Origin of the sequence: Yoonia sp., assembly GCF_017854415.1 — a bacterium.
GTDB lineage: Bacteria > Pseudomonadota > Alphaproteobacteria > Rhodobacterales > Rhodobacteraceae > Yoonia.
The window spans coordinates 1-18,839 of record NZ_JAFMHR010000039.1 but is presented as its reverse complement, the minus strand read 5'-3'; the positions used below and the strand labels follow the sequence as shown (position 1 = coordinate 18,839).

General features: G+C 54.3%; 22 protein-coding genes and 1 tRNA gene. 15 read left to right on the top strand and 8 right to left on the bottom strand.

The window, feature by feature from the left end; genetic code table 11:
• Both QZ197_RS06480 and QZ197_RS06475 read right to left on the bottom strand, forming a co-directional pair.
• Nucleotides 1-839, bottom strand: an 839-nt coding sequence (locus QZ197_RS06480; RefSeq protein WP_296431062.1) for a glutamine synthetase beta-grasp domain-containing protein, incomplete at its 3' end; no start/stop codon positions are given.
• A gap of 60 nt (nt 840-899) precedes the next feature.
• Nucleotides 900-1,238, bottom strand: a complete 339-nt coding sequence (locus QZ197_RS06475; RefSeq protein ID WP_296431061.1) for a P-II family nitrogen regulator — start codon at nt 1,236-1,238, stop codon at nt 900-902.
• Nucleotides 1,239-1,640: 402 nt separating this feature from the next.
• Between QZ197_RS06475 and QZ197_RS06470 the strand changes: the two genes are divergently transcribed.
• The 3 genes from QZ197_RS06470 (at nt 1,641) to QZ197_RS06460 (ending at nt 3,741) form a co-directional block, all read left to right on the top strand.
• A tRNA-Leu gene (locus QZ197_RS06470) sits at nt 1,641-1,725 on the top strand.
• A 23-nt stretch (nt 1,726-1,748) separates the two neighbouring features.
• A complete protein-coding gene (gene tig, locus QZ197_RS06465) occupies nt 1,749-3,080 on the top strand; it encodes a trigger factor (RefSeq protein ID WP_296431059.1) in 1,332 nt (443 codons plus the stop codon).
• Nucleotides 3,081-3,261: 181 nt separating this feature from the next.
• On the top strand, nt 3,262-3,741 hold the full coding sequence (locus QZ197_RS06460) for a hypothetical protein (RefSeq protein WP_296431058.1): 480 nt from the start codon (nt 3,262-3,264) through the stop codon (nt 3,739-3,741).
• Nucleotides 3,742-3,785: 44 nt separating this feature from the next.
• Here QZ197_RS06460 and QZ197_RS06455 read toward each other — a convergent pair whose 3' ends face one another.
• The 4 genes from QZ197_RS06455 to rpsF all read right to left on the bottom strand — a co-directional run bounded on the left by QZ197_RS06455 (nt 3,786) and on the right by rpsF (nt 5,784).
• Nucleotides 3,786-4,421, bottom strand: coding sequence for an MSMEG_1061 family FMN-dependent PPOX-type flavoprotein (locus QZ197_RS06455; protein ID WP_296431057.1), 636 nt, complete (start codon nt 4,419-4,421; stop codon nt 3,786-3,788).
• A 121-nt stretch (nt 4,422-4,542) separates the two neighbouring features.
• A complete protein-coding gene (gene rplI / locus QZ197_RS06450; RefSeq protein WP_296431056.1) occupies nt 4,543-5,163 on the bottom strand; it encodes a 50S ribosomal protein L9 in 621 nt (206 codons plus the stop codon).
• Nucleotides 5,164-5,175: 12 nt separating this feature from the next.
• Nucleotides 5,176-5,403, bottom strand: a complete 228-nt coding sequence (gene rpsR, locus QZ197_RS06445; protein WP_296431055.1) for a 30S ribosomal protein S18 — start codon at nt 5,401-5,403, stop codon at nt 5,176-5,178.
• A gap of 27 nt (nt 5,404-5,430) precedes the next feature.
• A complete protein-coding gene (gene rpsF / locus QZ197_RS06440; RefSeq protein ID WP_296431053.1) occupies nt 5,431-5,784 on the bottom strand; it encodes a 30S ribosomal protein S6 in 354 nt (117 codons plus the stop codon).
• A 306-nt stretch (nt 5,785-6,090) separates the two neighbouring features.
• Between rpsF and QZ197_RS06435 the strand changes: the two genes are divergently transcribed.
• Entirely contained in the window at nt 6,091-6,669 is a 579-nt protein-coding gene (locus QZ197_RS06435) for a YceI family protein (protein WP_296431052.1), read from the top strand.
• 63 nt (nt 6,670-6,732) lie between these two features.
• Here the strand turns inward: QZ197_RS06435 and QZ197_RS06430 are convergent, their stop codons facing one another.
• On the bottom strand, nt 6,733-7,920 hold the full coding sequence (locus QZ197_RS06430) for a cytochrome b/b6 domain-containing protein (protein ID WP_296431051.1): 1,188 nt from the start codon (nt 7,918-7,920) through the stop codon (nt 6,733-6,735).
• Between the two features lie 177 nt (nt 7,921-8,097).
• On the opposite strand from QZ197_RS06430, the gene fabD reads away from it, so the two are divergent.
• From fabD to QZ197_RS06415, 3 genes are all read left to right on the top strand, one after another.
• Nucleotides 8,098-9,036, top strand: coding sequence for an ACP S-malonyltransferase (fabD, locus tag QZ197_RS06425; RefSeq protein WP_296431050.1), 939 nt, complete (start codon nt 8,098-8,100; stop codon nt 9,034-9,036).
• 18 nt (nt 9,037-9,054) lie between these two features.
• Nucleotides 9,055-9,792 (top strand): 3-oxoacyl-ACP reductase FabG, encoded by a 738-nt coding sequence (gene fabG / locus QZ197_RS06420; protein WP_296431049.1) that lies wholly within the window; start codon nt 9,055-9,057, stop codon nt 9,790-9,792.
• A gap of 206 nt (nt 9,793-9,998) precedes the next feature.
• Nucleotides 9,999-10,232 carry an acyl carrier protein gene (locus QZ197_RS06415; RefSeq protein ID WP_272146625.1) on the top strand — a complete coding sequence of 78 codons (234 nt, stop codon included), beginning with the start codon at nt 9,999-10,001 and terminating at the stop codon, nt 10,230-10,232.
• Between the two features lie 14 nt (nt 10,233-10,246).
• Here the strand turns inward: QZ197_RS06415 and QZ197_RS06410 are convergent, their stop codons facing one another.
• Nucleotides 10,247-11,173, bottom strand: coding sequence for a hypothetical protein (locus QZ197_RS06410; protein ID WP_296431048.1), 927 nt, complete (start codon nt 11,171-11,173; stop codon nt 10,247-10,249).
• Nucleotides 11,174-11,336: 163 nt separating this feature from the next.
• Here QZ197_RS06410 and fabF point away from each other — a divergent pair, with 163 nt between their 5' ends.
• The 8 genes from fabF to QZ197_RS06370 all read left to right on the top strand — a co-directional run bounded on the left by fabF (nt 11,337) and on the right by QZ197_RS06370 (nt 18,773).
• Nucleotides 11,337-12,596 (top strand): beta-ketoacyl-ACP synthase II, encoded by a 1,260-nt coding sequence (gene fabF, locus QZ197_RS06405; protein ID WP_272146631.1) that lies wholly within the window; start codon nt 11,337-11,339, stop codon nt 12,594-12,596.
• Complete coding sequence (mltG, locus tag QZ197_RS06400) at nt 12,596-13,753, top strand: endolytic transglycosylase MltG (protein WP_296431047.1); 1,158 nt, start codon at nt 12,596-12,598, stop codon at nt 13,751-13,753. Before fabF ends, mltG begins: the two co-directional genes overlap by 1 nt.
• Nucleotides 13,754-13,920: 167 nt before the next feature.
• Nucleotides 13,921-14,271, top strand: a complete 351-nt coding sequence (locus tag QZ197_RS06395) for a hypothetical protein (protein WP_296431046.1) — start codon at nt 13,921-13,923, stop codon at nt 14,269-14,271.
• Complete coding sequence (locus tag QZ197_RS06390; protein ID WP_296431066.1) at nt 14,168-15,538, top strand: terminase family protein; 1,371 nt, start codon at nt 14,168-14,170, stop codon at nt 15,536-15,538. Before QZ197_RS06395 ends, QZ197_RS06390 begins: the two co-directional genes overlap by 104 nt.
• Nucleotides 15,539-15,653: 115 nt before the next feature.
• Nucleotides 15,654-16,826, top strand: coding sequence for a phage portal protein (locus QZ197_RS06385; RefSeq protein WP_296431045.1), 1,173 nt, complete (start codon nt 15,654-15,656; stop codon nt 16,824-16,826).
• Complete coding sequence (locus QZ197_RS06380; RefSeq protein WP_272146545.1) at nt 16,819-17,031, top strand: hypothetical protein; 213 nt, start codon at nt 16,819-16,821, stop codon at nt 17,029-17,031. Before QZ197_RS06385 ends, QZ197_RS06380 begins: the two co-directional genes overlap by 8 nt.
• Nucleotides 17,028-17,558 (top strand): HK97 family phage prohead protease, encoded by a 531-nt coding sequence (locus QZ197_RS06375; protein ID WP_272146544.1) that lies wholly within the window; start codon nt 17,028-17,030, stop codon nt 17,556-17,558. The genes QZ197_RS06380 and QZ197_RS06375 overlap by 4 nt, the downstream gene beginning before the upstream one ends.
• A 33-nt stretch (nt 17,559-17,591) precedes the next feature.
• Nucleotides 17,592-18,773 carry a phage major capsid protein gene (locus tag QZ197_RS06370; protein WP_272146543.1) on the top strand — a complete coding sequence of 394 codons (1,182 nt, stop codon included), beginning with the start codon at nt 17,592-17,594 and terminating at the stop codon, nt 18,771-18,773.
• Nucleotides 18,774-18,839: the final 66 nt, after the last annotated feature.

The window sequence follows — 18,839 nt, the reverse complement described above, 5'->3', positions numbered from 1 at the left end:
GGCTTGCCGTCTTTGAAGATCGACATGTTCACGTGCATACCGGTGCCGTTGTCGCCTGCGATTGGCTTTGGCATGAATGTTGCCGACTTGCCGTAGGCTTGGGCCACGTTGTGGACAACGTACTTGTACTTTTGCTGTTCGTCCGCTTGGTGGGTCAAGGTGCCAAAGATCATGCCCAGCTCGTGCTGGCAGGACGCCACTTCGTGGTGGTGCTTGTCGACCTTCATGCCCATGCGCTTCATAGTGGACAGCATCTCGGAGCGCATTTCTTGTGCGTCGTCGATTGGGTTCACAGGGAAGTAGCCGCCTTTGATGCCCGGACGGTGGCCAGTGTTGCCCATCTCGTATTCGGTATCTGTGTTCCATGCACCGTCGAGTGCATCGACTTCAAAGGACACTTTGTTCATAGAAACCTGAAAACGCACGTCGTCGAAGACGAAGAATTCAGCTTCTGGGCCGAAATACGCTGTGTCACCGATGCCGGTGGACTTGAGGTATTCTTCGGCTTTTACGGCTGTGCCACGTGGGTCACGGCTGTAGGGTTCCATTGTGTCGGGTTCGACGATGTTACAGTTGATGCAGATCGTTTTCTCCGCATAGAACGGATCGACGTAGGCTGTTTCGGACTGTGGCATCAGTTTCATGTCGGATTGATCAATAGATTTCCAACCGGCGATGGATGAGCCATCAAACATAAAACCTTCTTCAAGAAAGTCCTCGTCGACCAGATCGGCCACGATTGTTACGTGCTGCAACTTGCCGCGCGGGTCGGTGAACCGGATGTCGACATAGTCGGCTTCCTCGTCTTTGATCAGCTTCACAACGTCTTTATTGTTCATGAGGGATTACCTTTCTCACGTATGGTTTGGTTTGGAACTGCGCAGTTGCCCGCGCGGGTATTAGAGTGCTTCGTCACCAGTTTCGCCGGTACGAATACGTATTGCTTGCTCGACGGACGATACAAAGATTTTGCCGTCGCCGATTTTGTCGGTTTTTGCGGCGCCAATGATCGCTTCGATTGCGCCGTCGACCTGATCATCCGCAAGAACGACCTCGATCTTCACTTTGGGCAGGAAGTCGACGACATATTCGGCCCCACGGTAAAGTTCCGTGTGTCCTTTTTGACGGCCAAAGCCTTTGACTTCGACGACGGACAGACCTTGAACGCCAACCTCTTGTAGTGCTTCTTTCACTTCATCGAGTTTGAACGGCTTAATGATCGCTTCGATTTTCTTCATCGGTTGCGACTCCCCCTTGTGTGTTTCGACTGTGGTCAGATCATTTCTGCAGCGTATGAACAATTCAACGGGGATGCTGCACTGGGCAGGGATTGCCGAAATTCCGTGTTGTGATTAAATTTTAGGCATGTTGATCTGTTTTAGTGCGTTATGTGAACTTTCGTTGCACTATCCTTGGGTGGGGTCATTTGCACCCTTCATCGTTGTACTGCGCAGTCAGGCGTTCCCGTCTTGATCTAAGTGGCGATTCACTCTGAAAATGCCACTTCTATCGCGTCCAATCACTGCTCATTTGAAACTAGGTGGCTGGATGTGATTTTTCCTCTCGCATCCCCTGCAGTCCTTTGCTAGACAGCGCGCAACCATGGGGTAGGCCATAAAAACCTGCCCCATTTTGATCATGCGGGTGTGGCGGAATTGGTAGACGCACCAGATTTAGGTTCTGGCGCCGCGAGGCGTGGGGGTTCGAGTCCCTTCACCCGCACCAAGTTTGTAAAAGAAGGACAGCACATGCAGGTCACCGAGACCCTGAACGAAGGCCTCAAGCGCGGATACGCGATCACCGTGACGGCCGCCGAACTGGACGCCAAGGTTGTTGAGAAGCTTAAAGAAGCGCAGCCAACCATTGAAATGAAGGGCTTCCGTAAGGGCAAAGTGCCTATGGCGTTGCTGCGTAAGCAGTATGGCCAGCGTCTGATGGGCGAAAGCATGCAAGAAGCTATCGATGGCGCGCTTTCATCGCATCTGGAATCAACAGGCGACCGCCCGGCGGCCCAGCCTGAAATGAAGATGACCGACGAGAACTGGAAAGAGGGCGACGACGTAAACGTTGACGTCTCTTACGAGAAGCTCCCGACGATCGAAGAAGTTGATTTCAGCAAAATCAAGCTTGAGCGTATGGTCGTTAAGGCCGATGCTGATTCTGTAAAAGAAGCGCTTGATAGCTTGGCCGAGAGCCCGCAGGCGGTGACTTACGAGCCGAAAAAGACCCAAGCAAAGAAAGACGACCAAGTCGTTTTGGATTTTGTGGGTAAAGTCGACGGTGAGCCTTTTGAAGGTGGCGCTGCCGAGGACTATCCGCTGGTTATCGGTTCCAACTCTTTCATTCCGGGTTTCGAAGATGGCCTGTTGAAGGTTAAAGCTGGCGACGAAAAGGACGTCGAAGTGACATTCCCTGCAGATTATCAGGCCGAAAACCTTGCTGGTAAGGTTGCTGTGTTCTCTTGCAAAATCAAATCTGTGAATGGCGCCAAGAAGCCAGCACTTGATGATGAATTGGCAAAGAAATTTGGTGCAGAAGATCTTGAAGGTCTGAAAACACAAATCACAGAACGTCTTGAAGCCGAGTATTCTGGTGCGTCACGCGCGATTGCAAAGCGTGCTTTGCTTGATGCGCTGGACAAAAACGTAAAGTTCGATCTGCCAGCGTCATTGGTTGAAGCCGAAGCTGGCCAGATTGCCCACCAGCTGTGGCATGAGGACAACCCAGAGGTTGAAGGTCACGATCACCCAGAAATCACACCAACAAAAGAGCACAACGAACTGGCAGAGCGCCGCGTGAAGTTGGGCTTGTTGTTGGCTGATATCGGCCAAAAGGCAGATGTTAAGGTGACTGATCAGGAAATGACCCAAGCGATCATGAACCAAGCCCGTCAGTATCCGGGTCAAGAGCGTCAGTTCTTTGAGTTTGTGCAGCAGAACGCGCAGTTCCGTCAGCAGCTTCAGGCACCGTTGTTCGAAGATAAGGTCGTTGACCACATCTTTGAAGCAGCTGCCGTAAAGGACAAAGAAGTCAGCAAAGAAGACCTGCAAAAGGCTGTTGAAAAGCTCGAAGAAGAGTAAATTCCAGCGTGACTAATTGAGGAAGGCGTCCCGTTTGGGGCGCCTTTTTTCGTCAAGGGGCGCGGTTTTTCCGCGAAATACCTGTCAAGGCCGCCAAAAAAACAGGCATATGACCAAAAAATGCCGTGCTTCAATAATTTCTTAGTGGTTATCTACAAGAGTTAATTGAAGGAAAAAGATCATGTTACGCGCTCTAGCATTTGCATTTGCCACTTTTGTGGCTTCAACGACGGCAGCACTGGCCTGTCCAGATTTCAACCTCGCGCCGCAAGCGTCTTACCAGGCATCCGGTAAGCAGCTTTATGCGACACAGGGGTTTGACGTCGTCGCAGGTGGCAGCAACTATATTTGGAACTGTCGCAACGTTCAGCCTGGCACAGATACAGGCGCCGGATATTTCCCGTCTGCCCCTGATTTCTCGTTTCAGCTGTCAGATATGAGCCGCTACAAACTTGAGGTGCGCGTCATCAGTGAATGCGACGCGGCTTTGTTGATCAATACGGCCTCTGCCAACTGGTATTATGACGATGATGACAACGGCAATCTTGATCCGAAGATTGTACTGACCCGCCCTGCGAACGGGCGTATCGATATCTGGATCGGTACGTATGACGGTGAATTCTGTAATGCGCAGCTACAGTTGGAAACGTTCGACAGATAAAAATGCTGCCTCAATGACCGTTGTCATTGGGGCAGGGCTTACCCCTATTCGTCGTAAAGCCGGTTCTTGTCGTTATGACGCAATCGCGCATCGATCTCGGCAAAGCTAAGATCGCATTTACCTTGTGCGTGTAAAGCCTCTGCATAGGTTGGCAAACCCTGTGTTGAGGCCGCCAATTCGGGCTTCCACAGTTGGGACCGTATGATCGCCTTTCCGCAGTGGTAGAATGCCTCTTGGACTCGCACCAGAATTGCAAATTCCGGAATCCGTCCTTTGATGGCCATGGTTTCGCGCAAAGGCAGGTCGCGCACGATTTGTGCATGACCGTTGACGCGGACGACTTCGTTTCGGTTGGGAACAAGAAAGATGATGCCAATCTTGCCCGTCGCGAGGATGTTCGTAAAACTGTCAAACCGATGATTGCCCGGACGGTCAGGGATCGCGAGGGTTTGGGCATCGACCACCTTAACGAAACCAGCGGGATCGCCTTTGGGCGAGGCGTCAAGATTGCCGTGTTGATCAACCGTGGATATGACAATAAAGGGACTGCGTTGGATCCAGACCTGACAATGGGTGTCGATGTGATCGAGGACTTTCAGTTTTTGGGCATCGTGAATGCCATCCACGTGCACTCTTATTTCAGCTTCTGAAGTCACAACATCCGTTGGTTCGTATGGCATAATAAGCCCCTCCCTGTCAGCGCAGTTTAGGCGCGAAGGATGGTTTGGCCAGCAATATTAAGCCTACGAAAAAGGCCGCCCCAAACAGGAGCGGCCTAAATTCTGTCACGCAAAGAGCAGATTAATCTTCGTCTTTTGCTTCTGCTTCAACACCAGCTGAAGAAGCCAGATCGTCGTCGTCATTTGCAGCAGCACCAATATCGTCAAAGAGCTCTTGAATTTCGAATTCAGCGGCTGCTTCTTCTTCTGCTGCCAGCTCGGCGATGGATTTGCCGGCTTCTTGCAGTTGGGCTTCTTCAACGGAACGTGCGACGTTCAATGTGATTGTGGCCGACACTTCTGGGTGCAGGTTCACAGTTACATCGTGCAAGCCGAGTTCTTTGATCGCGCCAAGCAGGACAACCTGCTTTTTGTCGACTGTGAAACCAGCTTCGGTTGCGGCTTCGGCTGCGTCACGTGTTGTGACGGAACCGTAGAGCGAACCAGCGTCGGATGCAGAACGGATCACGATAAACTTTTGACCGTTCAGCTTTTCAGCCAAAGCATCTGATTCTTGCTTGGTCTCAAGGTTGCGTGCTTCCATCTGGGCTTTTTCGGCCTCAAAGCGGGCAAGGTTCGCTGCGTTTACGCGCAGTGCTTTGCCTTGTGCCAGCAGGTAGTTGCGTGCGTAGCCGTCTTTGACGGAAACAACTTCGCCCATCTGACCCAGCTTCGCGACGCGCTCAAGTAGAATGATATCCATGGGATGTTTTCCTTACTTTACAGCATATGGCAGCAGGGCAAGAAAACGTGCGCGCTTGATCGCACGAGCGAGAGCACGCTGGTTCTTGGCACCAACAGCGGTGATACGGGCGGGAACGATTTTGCCGCGCTCGGATACGTAGCGCTGCAAAAGGCGAGTGTCTTTGTAGTCGATCGCAGGGGCGTTATCGCCCTCGAACGGATCGGACTTACGACGACGGAAAAATGGTTTAGTAGCCATGATTGATGTCCTTTCTCAGATCAACGATTAGCGACGTTCGCGGCGTTCGCCACGTTCTTCGCGCTTTTGCATTTGTACCGAAGGGCCATCCTGATGTGCGTCGACCTTGATGGTCAGCACACGCATGACGTCTTCGTGCAGACGCATCAGGCGTTCCATTTCCTGAATAGCAGGAGCAGGTGCGTCGGTGCGCAGCAGGGCATAGTGACCCTTGCGGTTTTTGTTGATCTTGTAGGCCATCGTTTTGACGCCCCAGTATTCGTTCTCCAGCAGCTTGCCACCATTGTCGGCAAGGACGGTCCCGAAATGTTCGATAAGGCTTTCAGCTTGCGTGTTGGACAAGTCCTGACGCGCAATCATAACATGCTCATATAGCGGCATGTGAACTCCAGTTCATTTATCAGCGCATTTCAAAGGATGGGCGGTTCACCTTCTACGTCCCATCCACGAGAGTCTGCGCAGTTCATATACTTTGCAGAAGGTTGGGGCCTTATACAGCGCACTTGGGTCGTTGCAAGCGCTGATACCCCAATAAACGAAGCCACTTGGCACCAAACACTGTTTTGCTGTCGTGCGTGTGATTTCCATTGCATGTCGCCGAACAGTTTATGTGCAATTTTGCAGAATTGCTGTCTCTGCCACTTCTATATCTATCCTGAACGCACAACTTAACCGATGGAGAATCTTATGAAAACCTTCCTTGCAACCGCAGCTATCGCAGCAGCAACGCTTTCAACCCCAGCATTTGCGACATCCCAGAACTATGTCCTAGACGCGAGCCACAGCCAGATCGTGTTCACATACGATCACCTTGGTTATTCAACCACATACGGCATGTTCTCTGGTTTTGATGGCGAAATCGCCTTTAACCAAGCCGACCCTGCTGCGTCATCTGTGAACGTATCATTCCCTGTGCGCAGCATGTTGACTGGCTGGGAAGGCCGTTTCGAGCATTTCATGAGCGGTGATTTCTTCGCGGCTGCCGACGACGAAATGGTATCTTTTTCATCAACCGGCATCGAAGTGACGGGCGAAACAACAGCACTGATCACCGGTGATCTGACGCTGAACGGTATCACAAAGGCTGTTGTTCTTGATGCGACGCTGAACCAGGTTGGCATGCACCCGATGGCTGAAAAGCCTTGGGCTGGTTTCGACGCGACAACAACAATCCTGCGGTCTGACTTTGAAGTTGGTGCATTTGCACCATTCGTCAGCGACGAAGTTGCAATCATGATCTCGATCGAGGCGATGATCGCCGAATAATCGGCATCACTCTTTTCGAAAAAAAAAGGGCCGCACCTGTAATCAGGTGCGGCCCTTTTTCGTTTATTCGCCGCGTGTGGCTGTGAGGTCAATCGCGATATCCACCGCGAAGGCAAGGTTGGTTTCATCGCCCATGCTATCACCGACTGCAAATGTGCGGCGGTCAATCGTCACTTGCCCCACCATTTGGGCCACATCACCATCCAAGGTCAGCGTGAAGGGCAGAGACACTGGCATGCTGATATCTTTGATCGTCAGTGTCCCGTCCGCCAGATAAGCGTCACCATCTGCGGTGATCTGCGCGGTGAATGTCGCCGTTGGAAAACCCGTCGCGTTGAAAAAATCAGCGCCAAGTGCTTGGCTGGTCACTGACCCGAGGCTAAGCGATCCGATAGCGATTGTTGTTTCCACATCACCCAAAATCTCTGTCGCGTTTTCATCAAATGCAATTGCTGCTGTCCAGTCAGCGAAACGACCTGTGACGGGGCTGCCGAGTTGGGTGATTGTCAGGGCGATTTCGCCTTCCGTGACGGTCCAGTCGGACGACACCTGTGCCAATTCCACTTGGGAAGCTGTTGATTTAGCTGTGTATAGTCCGGCCATCGCACCAATGGCGGTCACAACAATGTAGACAGCAAATGCCGCCATTGGTGCTGTGCGGGTGCCCTTATGTGCCTGCGCGTTGCTTGCCTCGGATTTGCCGAACCACATGCGTTTCAGGGTCGCGTCTTTGTCAACGAACTGGTGTTTCAGCGCGCCTGCGACGTGCAACAAGATTGAGGCCACCATGATTTTGCTCCACGCCCAGTGCAGACCGGCAAAGAGTTTGGCGACGCCTTCGTCTTTGGGCACAAGTGGCAGGTTTTGGCTGATTGGCAGCCAGATAGGGGCAAACCCTGACGTGGCCGCATGGTGAATCCAACCAGTCAAAGGCACGGCAACCAATGAGATATAAAGCAGCCAATGCACAAGATCGGCCAAGAACGTCTCAGCTTTGCGGTCAGGATGTAGCCCCGCAGGTTTTGTTTGGGTCAGCGCCCAAAAGATTCGCGCCAAAGCGACGGCAAAGACAATGACACCCAGTGTCTTATGAAAAGAAAAAAGCTGCGCTTTGAAGGCGAGTTGTTCGTTTGTATCGTAGGGGAGGCGGTTGGCGATCGCGCCTAGTGGCACAATCGTCAGAATCAAAAGGGCCGTTAACCAATGAAAGGTTTTAGTAACGGTGCCGTAGGTCGTGGTTGTGGCTGACATGGGGTTCTCCGATCTTGTTGGGTTGTCATGTATCATTTGCGCAGGGGTAAGCACAGGTTTGGGTCTGTGCGGTGATGCGGCAAAGCTGTGCACAAACTGCGACTGTTGCGATTGCTTGTGCGGAACAACGGGGCAGGGTAAGCCTTTGGGAAGTAGAAATATAAAAAGGGGCGTCCCATGCGCGCATTTGTTTTTCCCGGACAAGGGGCTCAGACTATCGGAATGGGAAAGGCGCTTGCTGATGCCTATCCTGCGGCAAAGGCCGTTTTTGATGAAGTAGACGCAGCCCTTGGGCAAGATTTGTCCGGTTTGATCTGGGATGGCGACATTGCTGATCTAACCCTGACCGCGAATGCGCAGCCCGCGTTGATGGCGACGTCAATGGCCGCGATGCGTGCGCTTGAGGCAGAGGGTGTCACAATCGACATGGCCGCATTCGTGGCGGGTCATTCTTTGGGCGAATATTCTGCATTGGCCGCATCTGGCGCGCTGAGCATTGGTGATACGGCACGTCTTTTGCGCGCCCGTGGCGCTGCGATGCAAGAGGCCGTGCCTGTTGGTGTTGGTGCTATGGCAGCTATCCTGGGGCTTGATTTTGAGGCTGTGCAAGCTGTCGCAGCCGAGGCCGCGCAAGGTGAAGTTTGCCAAGCCGCAAATGACAATGATCCGGCGCAGGTTGTTGTTTCGGGGCATAAAGCGGCGGTTGAGCGCGCGATTGATATTGCAAAGGCAAAGGGCGCAAAACGTGCTTTGTTGTTGCCAGTCAGCGCACCGTTCCATTGTAGCTTGATGGCACCTGCCGCCGAAGTCATGGCGCGTGCGCTTGCTGAGGTCGAGATAAACGCGCCTACCGTACCGTTGGTTGCCAATGTTGTGGCAGACGCTGTGGTTGATCCTGCGATGATCAGGTCGCTGTTGGTTGATCAGGTCACGGGGTCCGTGCGGTGGCGTGAAAGCGTGATGTTTATGGCCGCAAAGGGCGTGACCGTGGTTTACGAAATCGGGGCAGGCAAGGCATTGTCGGGGATGATCAAACGAATAGATCGCGGGATCGCAACTGCGGCTGTTGGCACACCTGAAGATGTTATAGCGGTCGCTGCTGCGTTGCAAGAATAGATAAAGAAGGAATGATAGATGTTTGATTTGACAGGGAAGAATGCGCTGGTGACAGGCGCATCTGGTGGTATTGGCGGCGCGATTGCGAAGTCGCTTTATGATGCAGGTGCGACTGTTGCCTTGTCTGGAACGCGTGTTGCGCCGCTCGAGGAATTGGCCGCGTCATTGGGCGAACGCGCCCATGTCCTGCCGTGCAACCTGAGCGACGCAGAGGCCGTGACTGCCCTGCCCAAGCAAGCGATTGAAGCGATGGGGTCGGTTGATGTGCTGGTCAACAACGCAGGTATCACCCGCGACAATCTGTTCATGCGCATGTCTGATGATGAGTGGTCTTCGGTCTTAGAAGTCAATCTGACCTCGACGATGCGCCTGTGTAAGGGCGTGATGCGCGGCATGATGAAAGCGCGTTGGGGCCGCATTGTGAATATTTCGTCCATCGTTGGTGCGACCGGAAATCCGGGGCAGGCGAACTATGCCGCGTCCAAGGCCGGCATGGTGGGTATGTCGAAATCGATTGCCTACGAGGTTGCTAGTCGCGGGATTACCGTCAACTGCGTTGCGCCCGGTTTTATCACAACTGCGATGACGGAAAAACTGACCGATGATCAAAAAGCTGCAATTTTGACCCAAGTCCCTGCGGGCCGAATGGGGGAAGCTGCCGAGATCGCGGCCGCCGTGCTTTACCTGTCCAGCCCAGAGGCTGCATATATCACCGGTACGACCTTGCATGTGAACGGCGGTATGGCCATGTTGTAGAAAGCTGGCCCGATATGGTCGGTCGAAAGCGTTTGCCAAAGTGGATTTCTCTGTTATAGGCCACGCAGATTTACTACTCGCCCATGTGACGCTACGTCAAAACGTTGCTTGGTGCGGAAAAGGATCGCGTCCCTGTTGGGGCGCAAAAGGCGGGCACTTGCCCTAGGAACAACGGGTGTAAGCCCAGAAAAACGTGAGGAATTGATATGAGCGACGTTGCAGACCGCGTACGCAAGATTGTTGTAGAGCATCTTGGTGTAGAAGAAGACAAAGTGACGGAAGCTGCGTCCTTTATTGATGATCTTGGTGCAGATAGCCTTGATACAGTCGAGCTGGTTATGGCTTTCGAAGAAGAGTTCGGGATCGAAATTCCGGATGATGCAGCAGAGACAATCCAGACTTTCGGCGACGCCGTAAAGTTCATCGACGGCGCGCAATAAACGCCCCCCACGACTTACGAAACGGCGTCCTTAGGGGCGCCGTTTTGCGTTTCAAAGTTCCCTTCTTCGGCAATGCAAATTGCATGAACTTGCGTCAGATCAATGGTCTCGCTGAATTTGACACCACTGTAGTGGACATTGCTCCACATTATGGTCCCACTGATCCAATCACCTTCGAGACAGATGTCCACATCATTGCCTTTGGACAAAGGATTGCCCGCTTCATGGCGCAGTTTTGTGCCGTAGCAGTTGATGTCCATCAGCATACCGTTGATGGCCCGTTCCTCCCAGCGATATTGAGTGGCATAGTTGGTATTGTGGCGTTTTGCCCGCCTGAGGCGGAGAATAAGCCAGCGCTGTATCAGTGGAACTGCAGTACTGATAACGATTGCGAATATGGCCACGATCAGCAGCGTCCGCCATTGAAACACCTCTTGGACAACTTCGCGAATGGCTTCGGCGACTTCCTCCAGGTCTTCGGCGTCACTGTTGCCGCGCGCGGGGGCTGCCGCAGCGCGTGCTTGATCAACCTCGATTTGCGTGTCGGTACAGCGTAGATCAGTCAGGTATCCGCCGATGTCTTGCAAGTTTTGCCGCGCGGCCCTCGTGAAATGCGATCGCACCGAATAAGGATCATCAAGGCTACTGCCTTGTAGCAAGTTCTGTGTGTTTTGCAAAAACCGGACAAAGCTGGCGCCTTTTCCCATGATAGCGTTTCCAGTCACCGCCTCGAGTGTGCTGCGGTTGCTGATGGTGCTGCTGATCGTGCGCAATTGTCTGATATCAACTCTAAATAATGCCGTGTCTGGATTATTTGCCAAACGAGTTTGCAGGATATGGAGCTTATCCAATTGATCAATGATCATGCAATTCGCATGTGCGGGACGGCTGAACCCAAGCAAAACGAATGCCAATGCTATCATCAAACTAAAGTGTCGCATTGTTCCGCATTTCCTGTCCCAATGCATGCAGCTACCGCATTTTTCTTAATCATTGATGAAAACTGCCGCGCATGTTTCGGGATCGGTCGTTGCCGCCCTTGCCCCTGCCTATGCCGCTGGGGTATCAATACGTTCAAATACGCCAACAAGGTGAGGGCAGATTATGCGTCGTGTGGTTGTTACAGGTTTGGGGTTGGTCACGCCCCTTGCAGATGGTGTGGAAGCGACTTGGGAGCGTATCCTGGCGGGTCAGTCCGGTGCGGGCAAGATCACAGGGTTTGATCCCAGTAACTTAACCACGCAGTACGCATGCGAAGTCCCTTTGGGGGACGGCAGCAACGGTACATTCAATGCCGACACCTATATGGAGCCAAAAGAGCAGCGCAAAGTTGATACGTTTATTCTGTTTGGCATGGCCGCAGCACAACAAGCCGTCGAAGATTCGGGGTGGATGCCTGAAGACCGCGAGTCGCTAGAGCGCACAGGCGTTCTGATCGGGTCCGGTATTGGTGGTTTGAATTCGATTTCGAATACCGCCCAGATGATGGCTGAAAAAGGCCCGCGGCGTGTGTCGCCGTTCTTTGTACCGGGTGCTTTGATCAATTTAATTTCTGGTCAGGTATCGATCCGCTACGGGTTTCGCGGGCCGAACCATTCTGTTGTGACGGCCTGTTCAACTGGCGCACATGCGATTGGAGACGCATCGCGTTTGATCCAGTATGGCGACGCAGATGTTATGGTCGCAGGCGGCGCAGAGGCCGCGATTTGTGAACTGGGCATTGCTGGTTTCAACGCCTGTAAGGCATTGAGCACAAAGCATAATGATGACCCCACTATTGCCAGCCGTCCATGGGATAAAGACCGCGACGGTTTCGTCATGGGCGAAGGTGCAGGGATCGTTGTGCTGGAAGAATACGAGCACGCAAAGGCCCGTGGCGCCAAGATTTATGCAGAAGTTCTAGGATATGGTTTGAGTGGTGATGCGCACCACATCACAGCCCCGCCCCCAGATCATGAAGGCGCCGAGCGTGCGATGCGCGCTGCATGTCGCAATGCAGGGATTGAGCCGAACCAGATCAACTATGTGAACGCGCATGGCACGTCCACGATGGCTGACACCATCGAACTGGGCGCGGTCGAGCGTTTGGTAGGTGATGCAGCGTCATCTTTGGTGATGTCATCTACCAAATCAGCAACAGGTCACCTTTTGGGGGCTGCTGGCGCGATCGAGGCGATATTTTCGATCCTTGCGATCCGTGACCAGATGGCGCCTCCGACGATCAATCTTGATAATCCCGCGGTTGAGACCGTTGTCGATCTATGTGCTAATGCGAAACGTCCGACAAAGATCAGTATTGCCTTGTCGAATTCGTTTGGCTTTGGTGGCACGAATGCCAGTGTTGTGTTCGGGAAAGTTGACTAATGTGGCGTCATATCGCGTCGAACGGCCTGACTTTTATGATCGTCGCCTTGTTTCTTCTGGCGGGGGCTGTGGCTTGGGGCACGCGCGAATACAGCGCTGAAGGCCCGCTTGAGGCCGCGATCTGTCTAGAAGTACCGCGCGGCGGCAGTATCGGCCGGATCAGTGATGATCTGATTGAGAAGGGCGCTATTTCGTCGGCGTTTATTTTTGAAACGGGCGCTGATTATTCTGACAAATCCGGTGATGTAAAGTTCGGCCGATTTCGCGTGCCAGAGCGTGCATCAATGGAAGCTATCGTTGATATCGTCACGCGCGGCGGCCGCAATACCTGCGGCGCAGAAGTCATCTACCGTGTCGGAATCAACCGCACGATTGTCGATGTCCGCGAACTTGATCCCGAAACCAATCGCTTTGTGGAATTGGTCAGTTTTCAACTGGGCGAGGACGATACGCCAGAGACCTACACGACCATGCGCGCGCAAAACGATCCATCTTACCGTGTTGTAATCGCCGAAGGCACAACCAGCTGGCAAATTGCCAATGCGTTGGGTGAAATTGATATCCTAGAGGCAGACGTCACAGAGGCTCCGCCGGAAGGGTCACTTGCGCCGCGTGATTATGAAATTAGCGAAGGTGACAAAGTATCATCTATCTTGGCACAGATGACTGCTTTGCAGTCACAAATATTGGCCGATGCTTGGCAGTCCCGCGCCGATGGCTTGCCTTTGGCATCACCCGAAGAGGCGCTGATTCTGGCCAGCATCATTGAAAAAGAAACCAGTGTTCCAGACGAGCGCCGGCAGGTTTCCAGCGTTTTTGTGAACCGTTTGAACCGCGGCATGCGGCTTCAGACAGACCCGACGGTCATTTATGGCATTACACAAGGCGAAGGAATCTTGGGACGCGGTTTGCGCCAAAGTGAGCTGCGCGGAGAGACACCTTGGAACACATATGTCATCCCCGCTTTGCCACCGACACCGATTGCCAACCCCGGAAAGGCAGCGATTGAAGCCGCGCTGGATCCCGACACCACAGAGTATATTTTCTTTGTGGCTGACGGCACGGGTGGGCATGCTTTTGCGACCAATCTGGATGATCACAACAGAAACGTCTCGCGCTGGCGCGAGATCGAAGCCGCCCGCGCGAACGACGGCTGATCGTTCAAAGTATTAACAGAAGATGTGATCCAAGCACGCAGGCGCGTGCGCCTGAATTTGACTTTTCGGCGCAAATTCAGTAGTTTGGCTAAGCTAGATTCAAGGTTTCTTACGATGTGAAACCTGTACTCGACTGTAACGGAAGTACCCTTGCAGGCCCGATTATCATGACAGAACAACACTCGTCTGCGCCGGACTACGCAGCAATGGCAGCCACGCGGCTGGCCGAAATTGATCATCTTTCAGAACGCATTCGTCACGTCCTAAGGCAAATGTCAGATGCTTTGGACCAAGATTCCGGTCCGTCCGCGAATGAAATTCTAACAACATTAAATCAACTACATGCGGCCCACCTTAAGGTGTTGACCGCCGAGGACGCTTTTCATGCAAAAATGGGAAAAAACGCCGACGACGATGCACTCGACTTTGCGGCGATCCGTGCTGACATCGGGCGCCAACTTGATCGCATCCGCGTCAGCCTCGTCGCAAGCGGCGTTTCTGGCGCAATTGACCTGTGATGAACTTGCGGCATTGCCCTATCTTTTTGATTTCTGGGCGCTGCCGCATCAACTGCCGCCGCAAGGTGACTGGCGCACTTGGGTCATTTTGGGAGGGCGTGGTGCAGGCAAAACCCGCGCGGGGGCCGAATGGGTGCGCGCGGTCGTCGAAGGGCCAACGCCGCATGCAGCGGGGCGCGCTGCGCGTGTCGGGCTGGTGGCCGAAACAATGGACCAAGCCCGCGAGGTGATGGTTTTTGGCGATAGCGGCATCATGTCGGTTTGCCCCCCTGACCGCCGTCCCAACTGGATCGCGACCCGTCGCATGTTGATTTGGCCCAACGGGGCGACCGCGCAGTTATTCTCTGCCCATGATCCAGAGAGCCTGCGTGGTCCGCAGTTTGATGCCATTTGGGCTGACGAATTGGCCAAGTGGCGCAAAGCCGAAGATGCGTGGGATATGCTGCAATTCGGGCTGCGCTTGGGTGACTGCCCGCAAGCTTGTGTCACGACAACGCCGCGCCGCACGGCGATGCTGCGTGATTTATTGGATCGCGCCACGACTGTGATGACCCATGCCGCCACCCAAGCAAACCGCGCCAATCTCGCGGATAGTTTTCTGGCCGAGGTCGAAGGGCGCTATGGCGGGACCGCTTTGGGTCGCCAAGAGCTAGAGGGTGTTTTGTTGTCAGATGTTGAAGGCGCGCTTTGGACGGTTGCGGATTTGGCAGCTGTGCAAATTGATGAGGCACCGACATGCGACCGGATTGTCGTCGCAATTGATCCGCCCGGGACTTCGCATGCGGGGTCGGATGAATGCGGGATCGTTGTTGTTGGCGTCGCAATGAAAGGTTCGCCGCACAATTGGCGGGCGGTTGTGTTGGAGGATGCGACCGTATCTGCCGCGCGCCCCACCGTTTGGGCAGAGGCTGCGATTGCCGCGATGCACAGGCATGGCGCGGACCGTTTGGTGGCAGAGGTCAATCAGGGTGGCGATATGGTCGAGGCTGTCTTGCGGCAGGTTGATCCGCTGGTGTCGTATCGGTGTGTGCATGCCAGCAAAGGCAAGGTCGCGCGGGCTGAACCTGTGGCGGCGCTTTATGAGCAGGGCCGTGTGTCGCATGTGCGCGGTTTGGCAGCGCTAGAGGATCAGATGACACAGATGGCGGCATCTGGATTCGCGGGCAAAGGATCGCCCGACCGTGTGGATGCGCTTGTTTGGGCGTTGCAAGATTTGATGATCGAACCCGCCGCAAAATGGAAAAACCCCAAGATACGTGGTCTTTGAGGGTGTTGCGCAGGGGTGCGCGCGCCGCAGTAGCAAAACCCTCATGCCTATGCGGCAAATTGGTTTTCGAGAACTGCAGATGGTCACAACCGACCACCACTTCAGGGAGTTTTGAATGTTTGGATTTAAGAACCGCACCAGCCCGCCTGTCACCGAGGTCAAAGCCTCGGCGACAGGGCGTGTGATGGCGATGTCCGGTGCGGGTCGGGTTGCTTGGTCGCCGCGTGATGTCGTGTCGTTGACCAAGGTTGGTTTTAACGGCAATCCGATCGGTTTTCGCGTCGTCAAGATGATTGCCGAAGCGGCCGCTGCGATGCCCGTTATCGTACAGGACGGGACCCGTCGCTATGACACGCATCCGGTGCAAGCCTTGTTGGCGCGTCCTAATGCGGGGCAGGGCCGTGCGGAACTGCTCGAGGCGTTGTTTGGTCAGGTGTTGTTGACGGGCAATGGCTATCTGGAGGCCGTGGGCGATGAAGGTCTGCCGCTTGAGTTGCATGTGTTGCGGTCTGACCGGATGTCGGTTGTGCCTGGTGCCGACGGCAGGCCCGTGGGTTATGAATATGCGGTCAGCGGGCGCAAGCATCGCTTTGCCATGACCGACGATCAAAGCCCGATTTGCCATATCAAAAGCTTTCATCCACAAGATGATCACTACGGGTTTTCGGCGCTGCAGGCCGCAGCTTCGGCGATTGATGTACACAATGCGGCGTCACGCTGGTCCAAGGCGTTGCTGGACAACGCGGCACGGCCGTCTGGTGCGATTGTGTATCGCGGGGCAGACGGGCAATCGTCGCTGTCGAATGATCAATATGATCGCTTGTTGGAGGAAATGGAAACTCAGCATCAGGGCGCGCGTAATGCGGGTCGTCCGATGTTGCTAGAGGGTGGTCTGGATTGGAAGCCGATGGGCTTTTCACCCTCTGATATGGAGTTCCAGAAAACCAAAGAGGCGGCAGCCCGCGAGATTGCGATTGCTTTTGGCGTGCCGCCGATGATGTTGGGTATTCCGGGTGATGCGACATATGCCAATTATCAAGAGGCTAACCGCGCATTTTACCGTCTGACGGTGTTGCCTTTGGCCACACGGGTGCTGAGTTCGATCGCGGTCTGGCTGTCTGATTATGCGGACGAAGAGGTCGCTTTGCGGCCCGATCTGGATCAGATCCCAGCTTTGTCGACAGAGCGTGATGCCCAATGGCGGCGCGTGTCAGAGGCTGCATTTCTGACCGATGCCGAAAAACGCAATCTGCTTGGTTTGCCGGCGCTGGAGGTTGGGGATGGATAGAAAAATCGTCAACATGCAGGGCAAATCGCAGCATTCAGAGCCGCCGCCGGTTTCGCATTTCTGGTTTGCGCAGGTCGATGTCCGGTTGGGCCGGATCGAGTTTATGGTGACGCGCTTGGAACGTCAGATTTGGCTCATTGTGGGCGGCTGCGCCGGACTACTCATTTTCGAAATTGTAAAAGCGCTGAGCGGGAGATCCCTATGAATTTGGAACATAAGTTCTGCACACTTGGTACCGACGTGACCGTCACGGATGGCACCACGATCAGTGGCTATGCGTCGCTGTTCGGGGCCGCTGACCAAGGCGGCGATACGGTGCAACGGGGTGCTTACGGTGCCTCGCTAGCCAAGGGGCGCGGCGTCAAGATGTTGTGGCAACATGATCCGACCCAGCCGATTGGCGTTTGGGACGAAGTCCGCGAGGACGACAAGGGCCTTTGGGTCAAGGGGCGTCTGTTAACCGATGTCGCCAAAGGCCGCGAGGCGGCGTCCCTGATTGCGGCGCGTGCGATTGATGGGCTGTCCATTGGCTACCGCACGGTCAAAGCCAGCAAAGACACCAATGGCGGGCGGCTGCTGGCGGAACTGGAACTTTGGGAGGTGTCATTGGTTACGTTTCCAATGCTTCCCGATGCGCGTGTTGGGGCCAAGGGGGATGATCCTGCGGCCACCGCAATGCGCGAAATGGCCGCTGCATTCGAGGGCGCGCGACAAGTGATGGCGCGGGACTAGCCCCGCCCGAACCACGATCAAAAGGACTGATCAATGACCAAAACTGAGAGCAATTCTCGGGTCGGGGAAGATGTGTCCCCGGCCCAAGCACTGAACACTGCAATTTCCGGTTTCATGAGCGACTTCAAAGACTTTTCCCACGGCGTGAATGCCAAACTTCAAAAACAGGATGACCGGATGAACAAGCTGGACCGAAAGACTATGATCACTGCACGCACTGCATTGGCACAGACCGCCCATCAGGATGCGCCGCATCAAAAAGCCTTTGCTGCTTACCTGCGTTCTGGCGATGACGACGGGCTGCGCGGATTGGAGATGGAAGGCAAAGCATTGGGGACGTCGATTGCAGCTGACGGTGGCTATCTGGTTGATCCGCAGACGGCTGACACGATCCAAAGCACGCTGTCCTCAACCGCCTCTATCCGGTCAATTGCAGCCGTCGTAAATGTCGATGCGACGTCATATGACGTTCTGGTGGACCATTCTGAGATGGGCGCAGGTTGGGCGACCGAGACCAGCACAGTCTCTGAAACGGCGACCCCTCAGATCGAGCGTATCAGCATTTCCCTGCATGAACTGTCGGCATTGCCCAAGGCTTCGCAACGTTTGCTGGATGACAGCGCGTTTGACATCGAAGGTTGGCTGGCTGGCCGAATCGCGGACAAATTCGCGCGCTCTGAGGCGATGGCGTTTATCAATGGCGACGGCATCGACAAACCGACCGGGATGCTCAGCTATGCGACGACGCCCAATGCTAGCTGGACGTGGGGTTCGCTGGGTTATGTGGCCTCTGAAACAGCGGGCGGGATTACCCGCGCTGATCCGATTGTGGATTTGGTCTATGCGCTGGGGGCGGAATACCGCGCCAATGCGACCTTTGTAATGAACTCAAAGACAGCCGGTCATATCCGCAAGCTTAAGGACAATGACGGGCGCTTTGTCTGGGTTGACGGTTTGGCAATGGGCGAACCTGCGCGTTTGATGGGTTACCGCGTGCTGATCGCCGAAGACATGCCAGATATCGAAGACGGCGCGATGGCGATTGCTTTTGGTGATTTTTCTGCGGGCTACACCGTGGCCGAACGCCCTGATCTGCGTGTGCTGCGCGATCCGTTCTCTGCCAAGCCGCATGTCCTGTTTTACGCGACAAAGCGTGTTGGCGGTGCTGTCAGCGACTTTTCGGCGATCAAGCTGATGAAGTTTGCAGCAAGCTAAACCCTTGCTGTGATCCGGGGTGCTGCACGCCATGTGCGGCATCCCAGCCCGGGCGCATGCCTTAGA

Excerpts from the sequence above, each read along its gene's own strand:
- QZ197_RS06475 (WP_296431061.1), bottom strand. The coding sequence starts at position 1,238 with ATGAAGAAAATCGAAGCGATCATTAAGCCGTTCAAACTCGATGAAGTG.
- tig (WP_296431059.1), top strand. The coding sequence starts at position 1,749 with ATGCAGGTCACCGAGACCCTGAACGAAGGCCTCAAGCGCGGATACGCG.
- QZ197_RS06460 (WP_296431058.1), top strand. The coding sequence starts at position 3,262 with ATGTTACGCGCTCTAGCATTTGCATTTGCCACTTTTGTGGCTTCAACG.
- QZ197_RS06455 (WP_296431057.1), bottom strand. The coding sequence starts at position 4,421 with ATGCCATACGAACCAACGGATGTTGTGACTTCAGAAGCTGAAATAAGA.
- rplI (WP_296431056.1), bottom strand. The coding sequence starts at position 5,163 with ATGGATATCATTCTACTTGAGCGCGTCGCGAAGCTGGGTCAGATGGGC.
- rpsR (WP_296431055.1), bottom strand. The coding sequence starts at position 5,403 with ATGGCTACTAAACCATTTTTCCGTCGTCGTAAGTCCGATCCGTTCGAG.
- rpsF (WP_296431053.1), bottom strand. The coding sequence starts at position 5,784 with ATGCCGCTATATGAGCATGTTATGATTGCGCGTCAGGACTTGTCCAAC.
- QZ197_RS06435 (WP_296431052.1), top strand. The coding sequence starts at position 6,091 with ATGAAAACCTTCCTTGCAACCGCAGCTATCGCAGCAGCAACGCTTTCA.
- QZ197_RS06430 (WP_296431051.1), bottom strand. The coding sequence starts at position 7,920 with ATGTCAGCCACAACCACGACCTACGGCACCGTTACTAAAACCTTTCAT.
- fabD (WP_296431050.1), top strand. The coding sequence starts at position 8,098 with ATGCGCGCATTTGTTTTTCCCGGACAAGGGGCTCAGACTATCGGAATG.
- fabG (WP_296431049.1), top strand. The coding sequence starts at position 9,055 with ATGTTTGATTTGACAGGGAAGAATGCGCTGGTGACAGGCGCATCTGGT.
- QZ197_RS06415 (WP_272146625.1), top strand. The coding sequence starts at position 9,999 with ATGAGCGACGTTGCAGACCGCGTACGCAAGATTGTTGTAGAGCATCTT.
- QZ197_RS06410 (WP_296431048.1), bottom strand. The coding sequence starts at position 11,173 with ATGCGACACTTTAGTTTGATGATAGCATTGGCATTCGTTTTGCTTGGG.
- fabF (WP_272146631.1), top strand. The coding sequence starts at position 11,337 with ATGCGTCGTGTGGTTGTTACAGGTTTGGGGTTGGTCACGCCCCTTGCA.
- mltG (WP_296431047.1), top strand. The coding sequence starts at position 12,596 with ATGTGGCGTCATATCGCGTCGAACGGCCTGACTTTTATGATCGTCGCC.
- QZ197_RS06395 (WP_296431046.1), top strand. The coding sequence starts at position 13,921 with ATGACAGAACAACACTCGTCTGCGCCGGACTACGCAGCAATGGCAGCC.
- QZ197_RS06390 (WP_296431066.1), top strand. The coding sequence starts at position 14,168 with ATGCACTCGACTTTGCGGCGATCCGTGCTGACATCGGGCGCCAACTTG.
- QZ197_RS06385 (WP_296431045.1), top strand. The coding sequence starts at position 15,654 with ATGTTTGGATTTAAGAACCGCACCAGCCCGCCTGTCACCGAGGTCAAA.
- QZ197_RS06380 (WP_272146545.1), top strand. The coding sequence starts at position 16,819 with ATGGATAGAAAAATCGTCAACATGCAGGGCAAATCGCAGCATTCAGAG.
- QZ197_RS06375 (WP_272146544.1), top strand. The coding sequence starts at position 17,028 with ATGAATTTGGAACATAAGTTCTGCACACTTGGTACCGACGTGACCGTC.
- QZ197_RS06370 (WP_272146543.1), top strand. The coding sequence starts at position 17,592 with ATGACCAAAACTGAGAGCAATTCTCGGGTCGGGGAAGATGTGTCCCCG.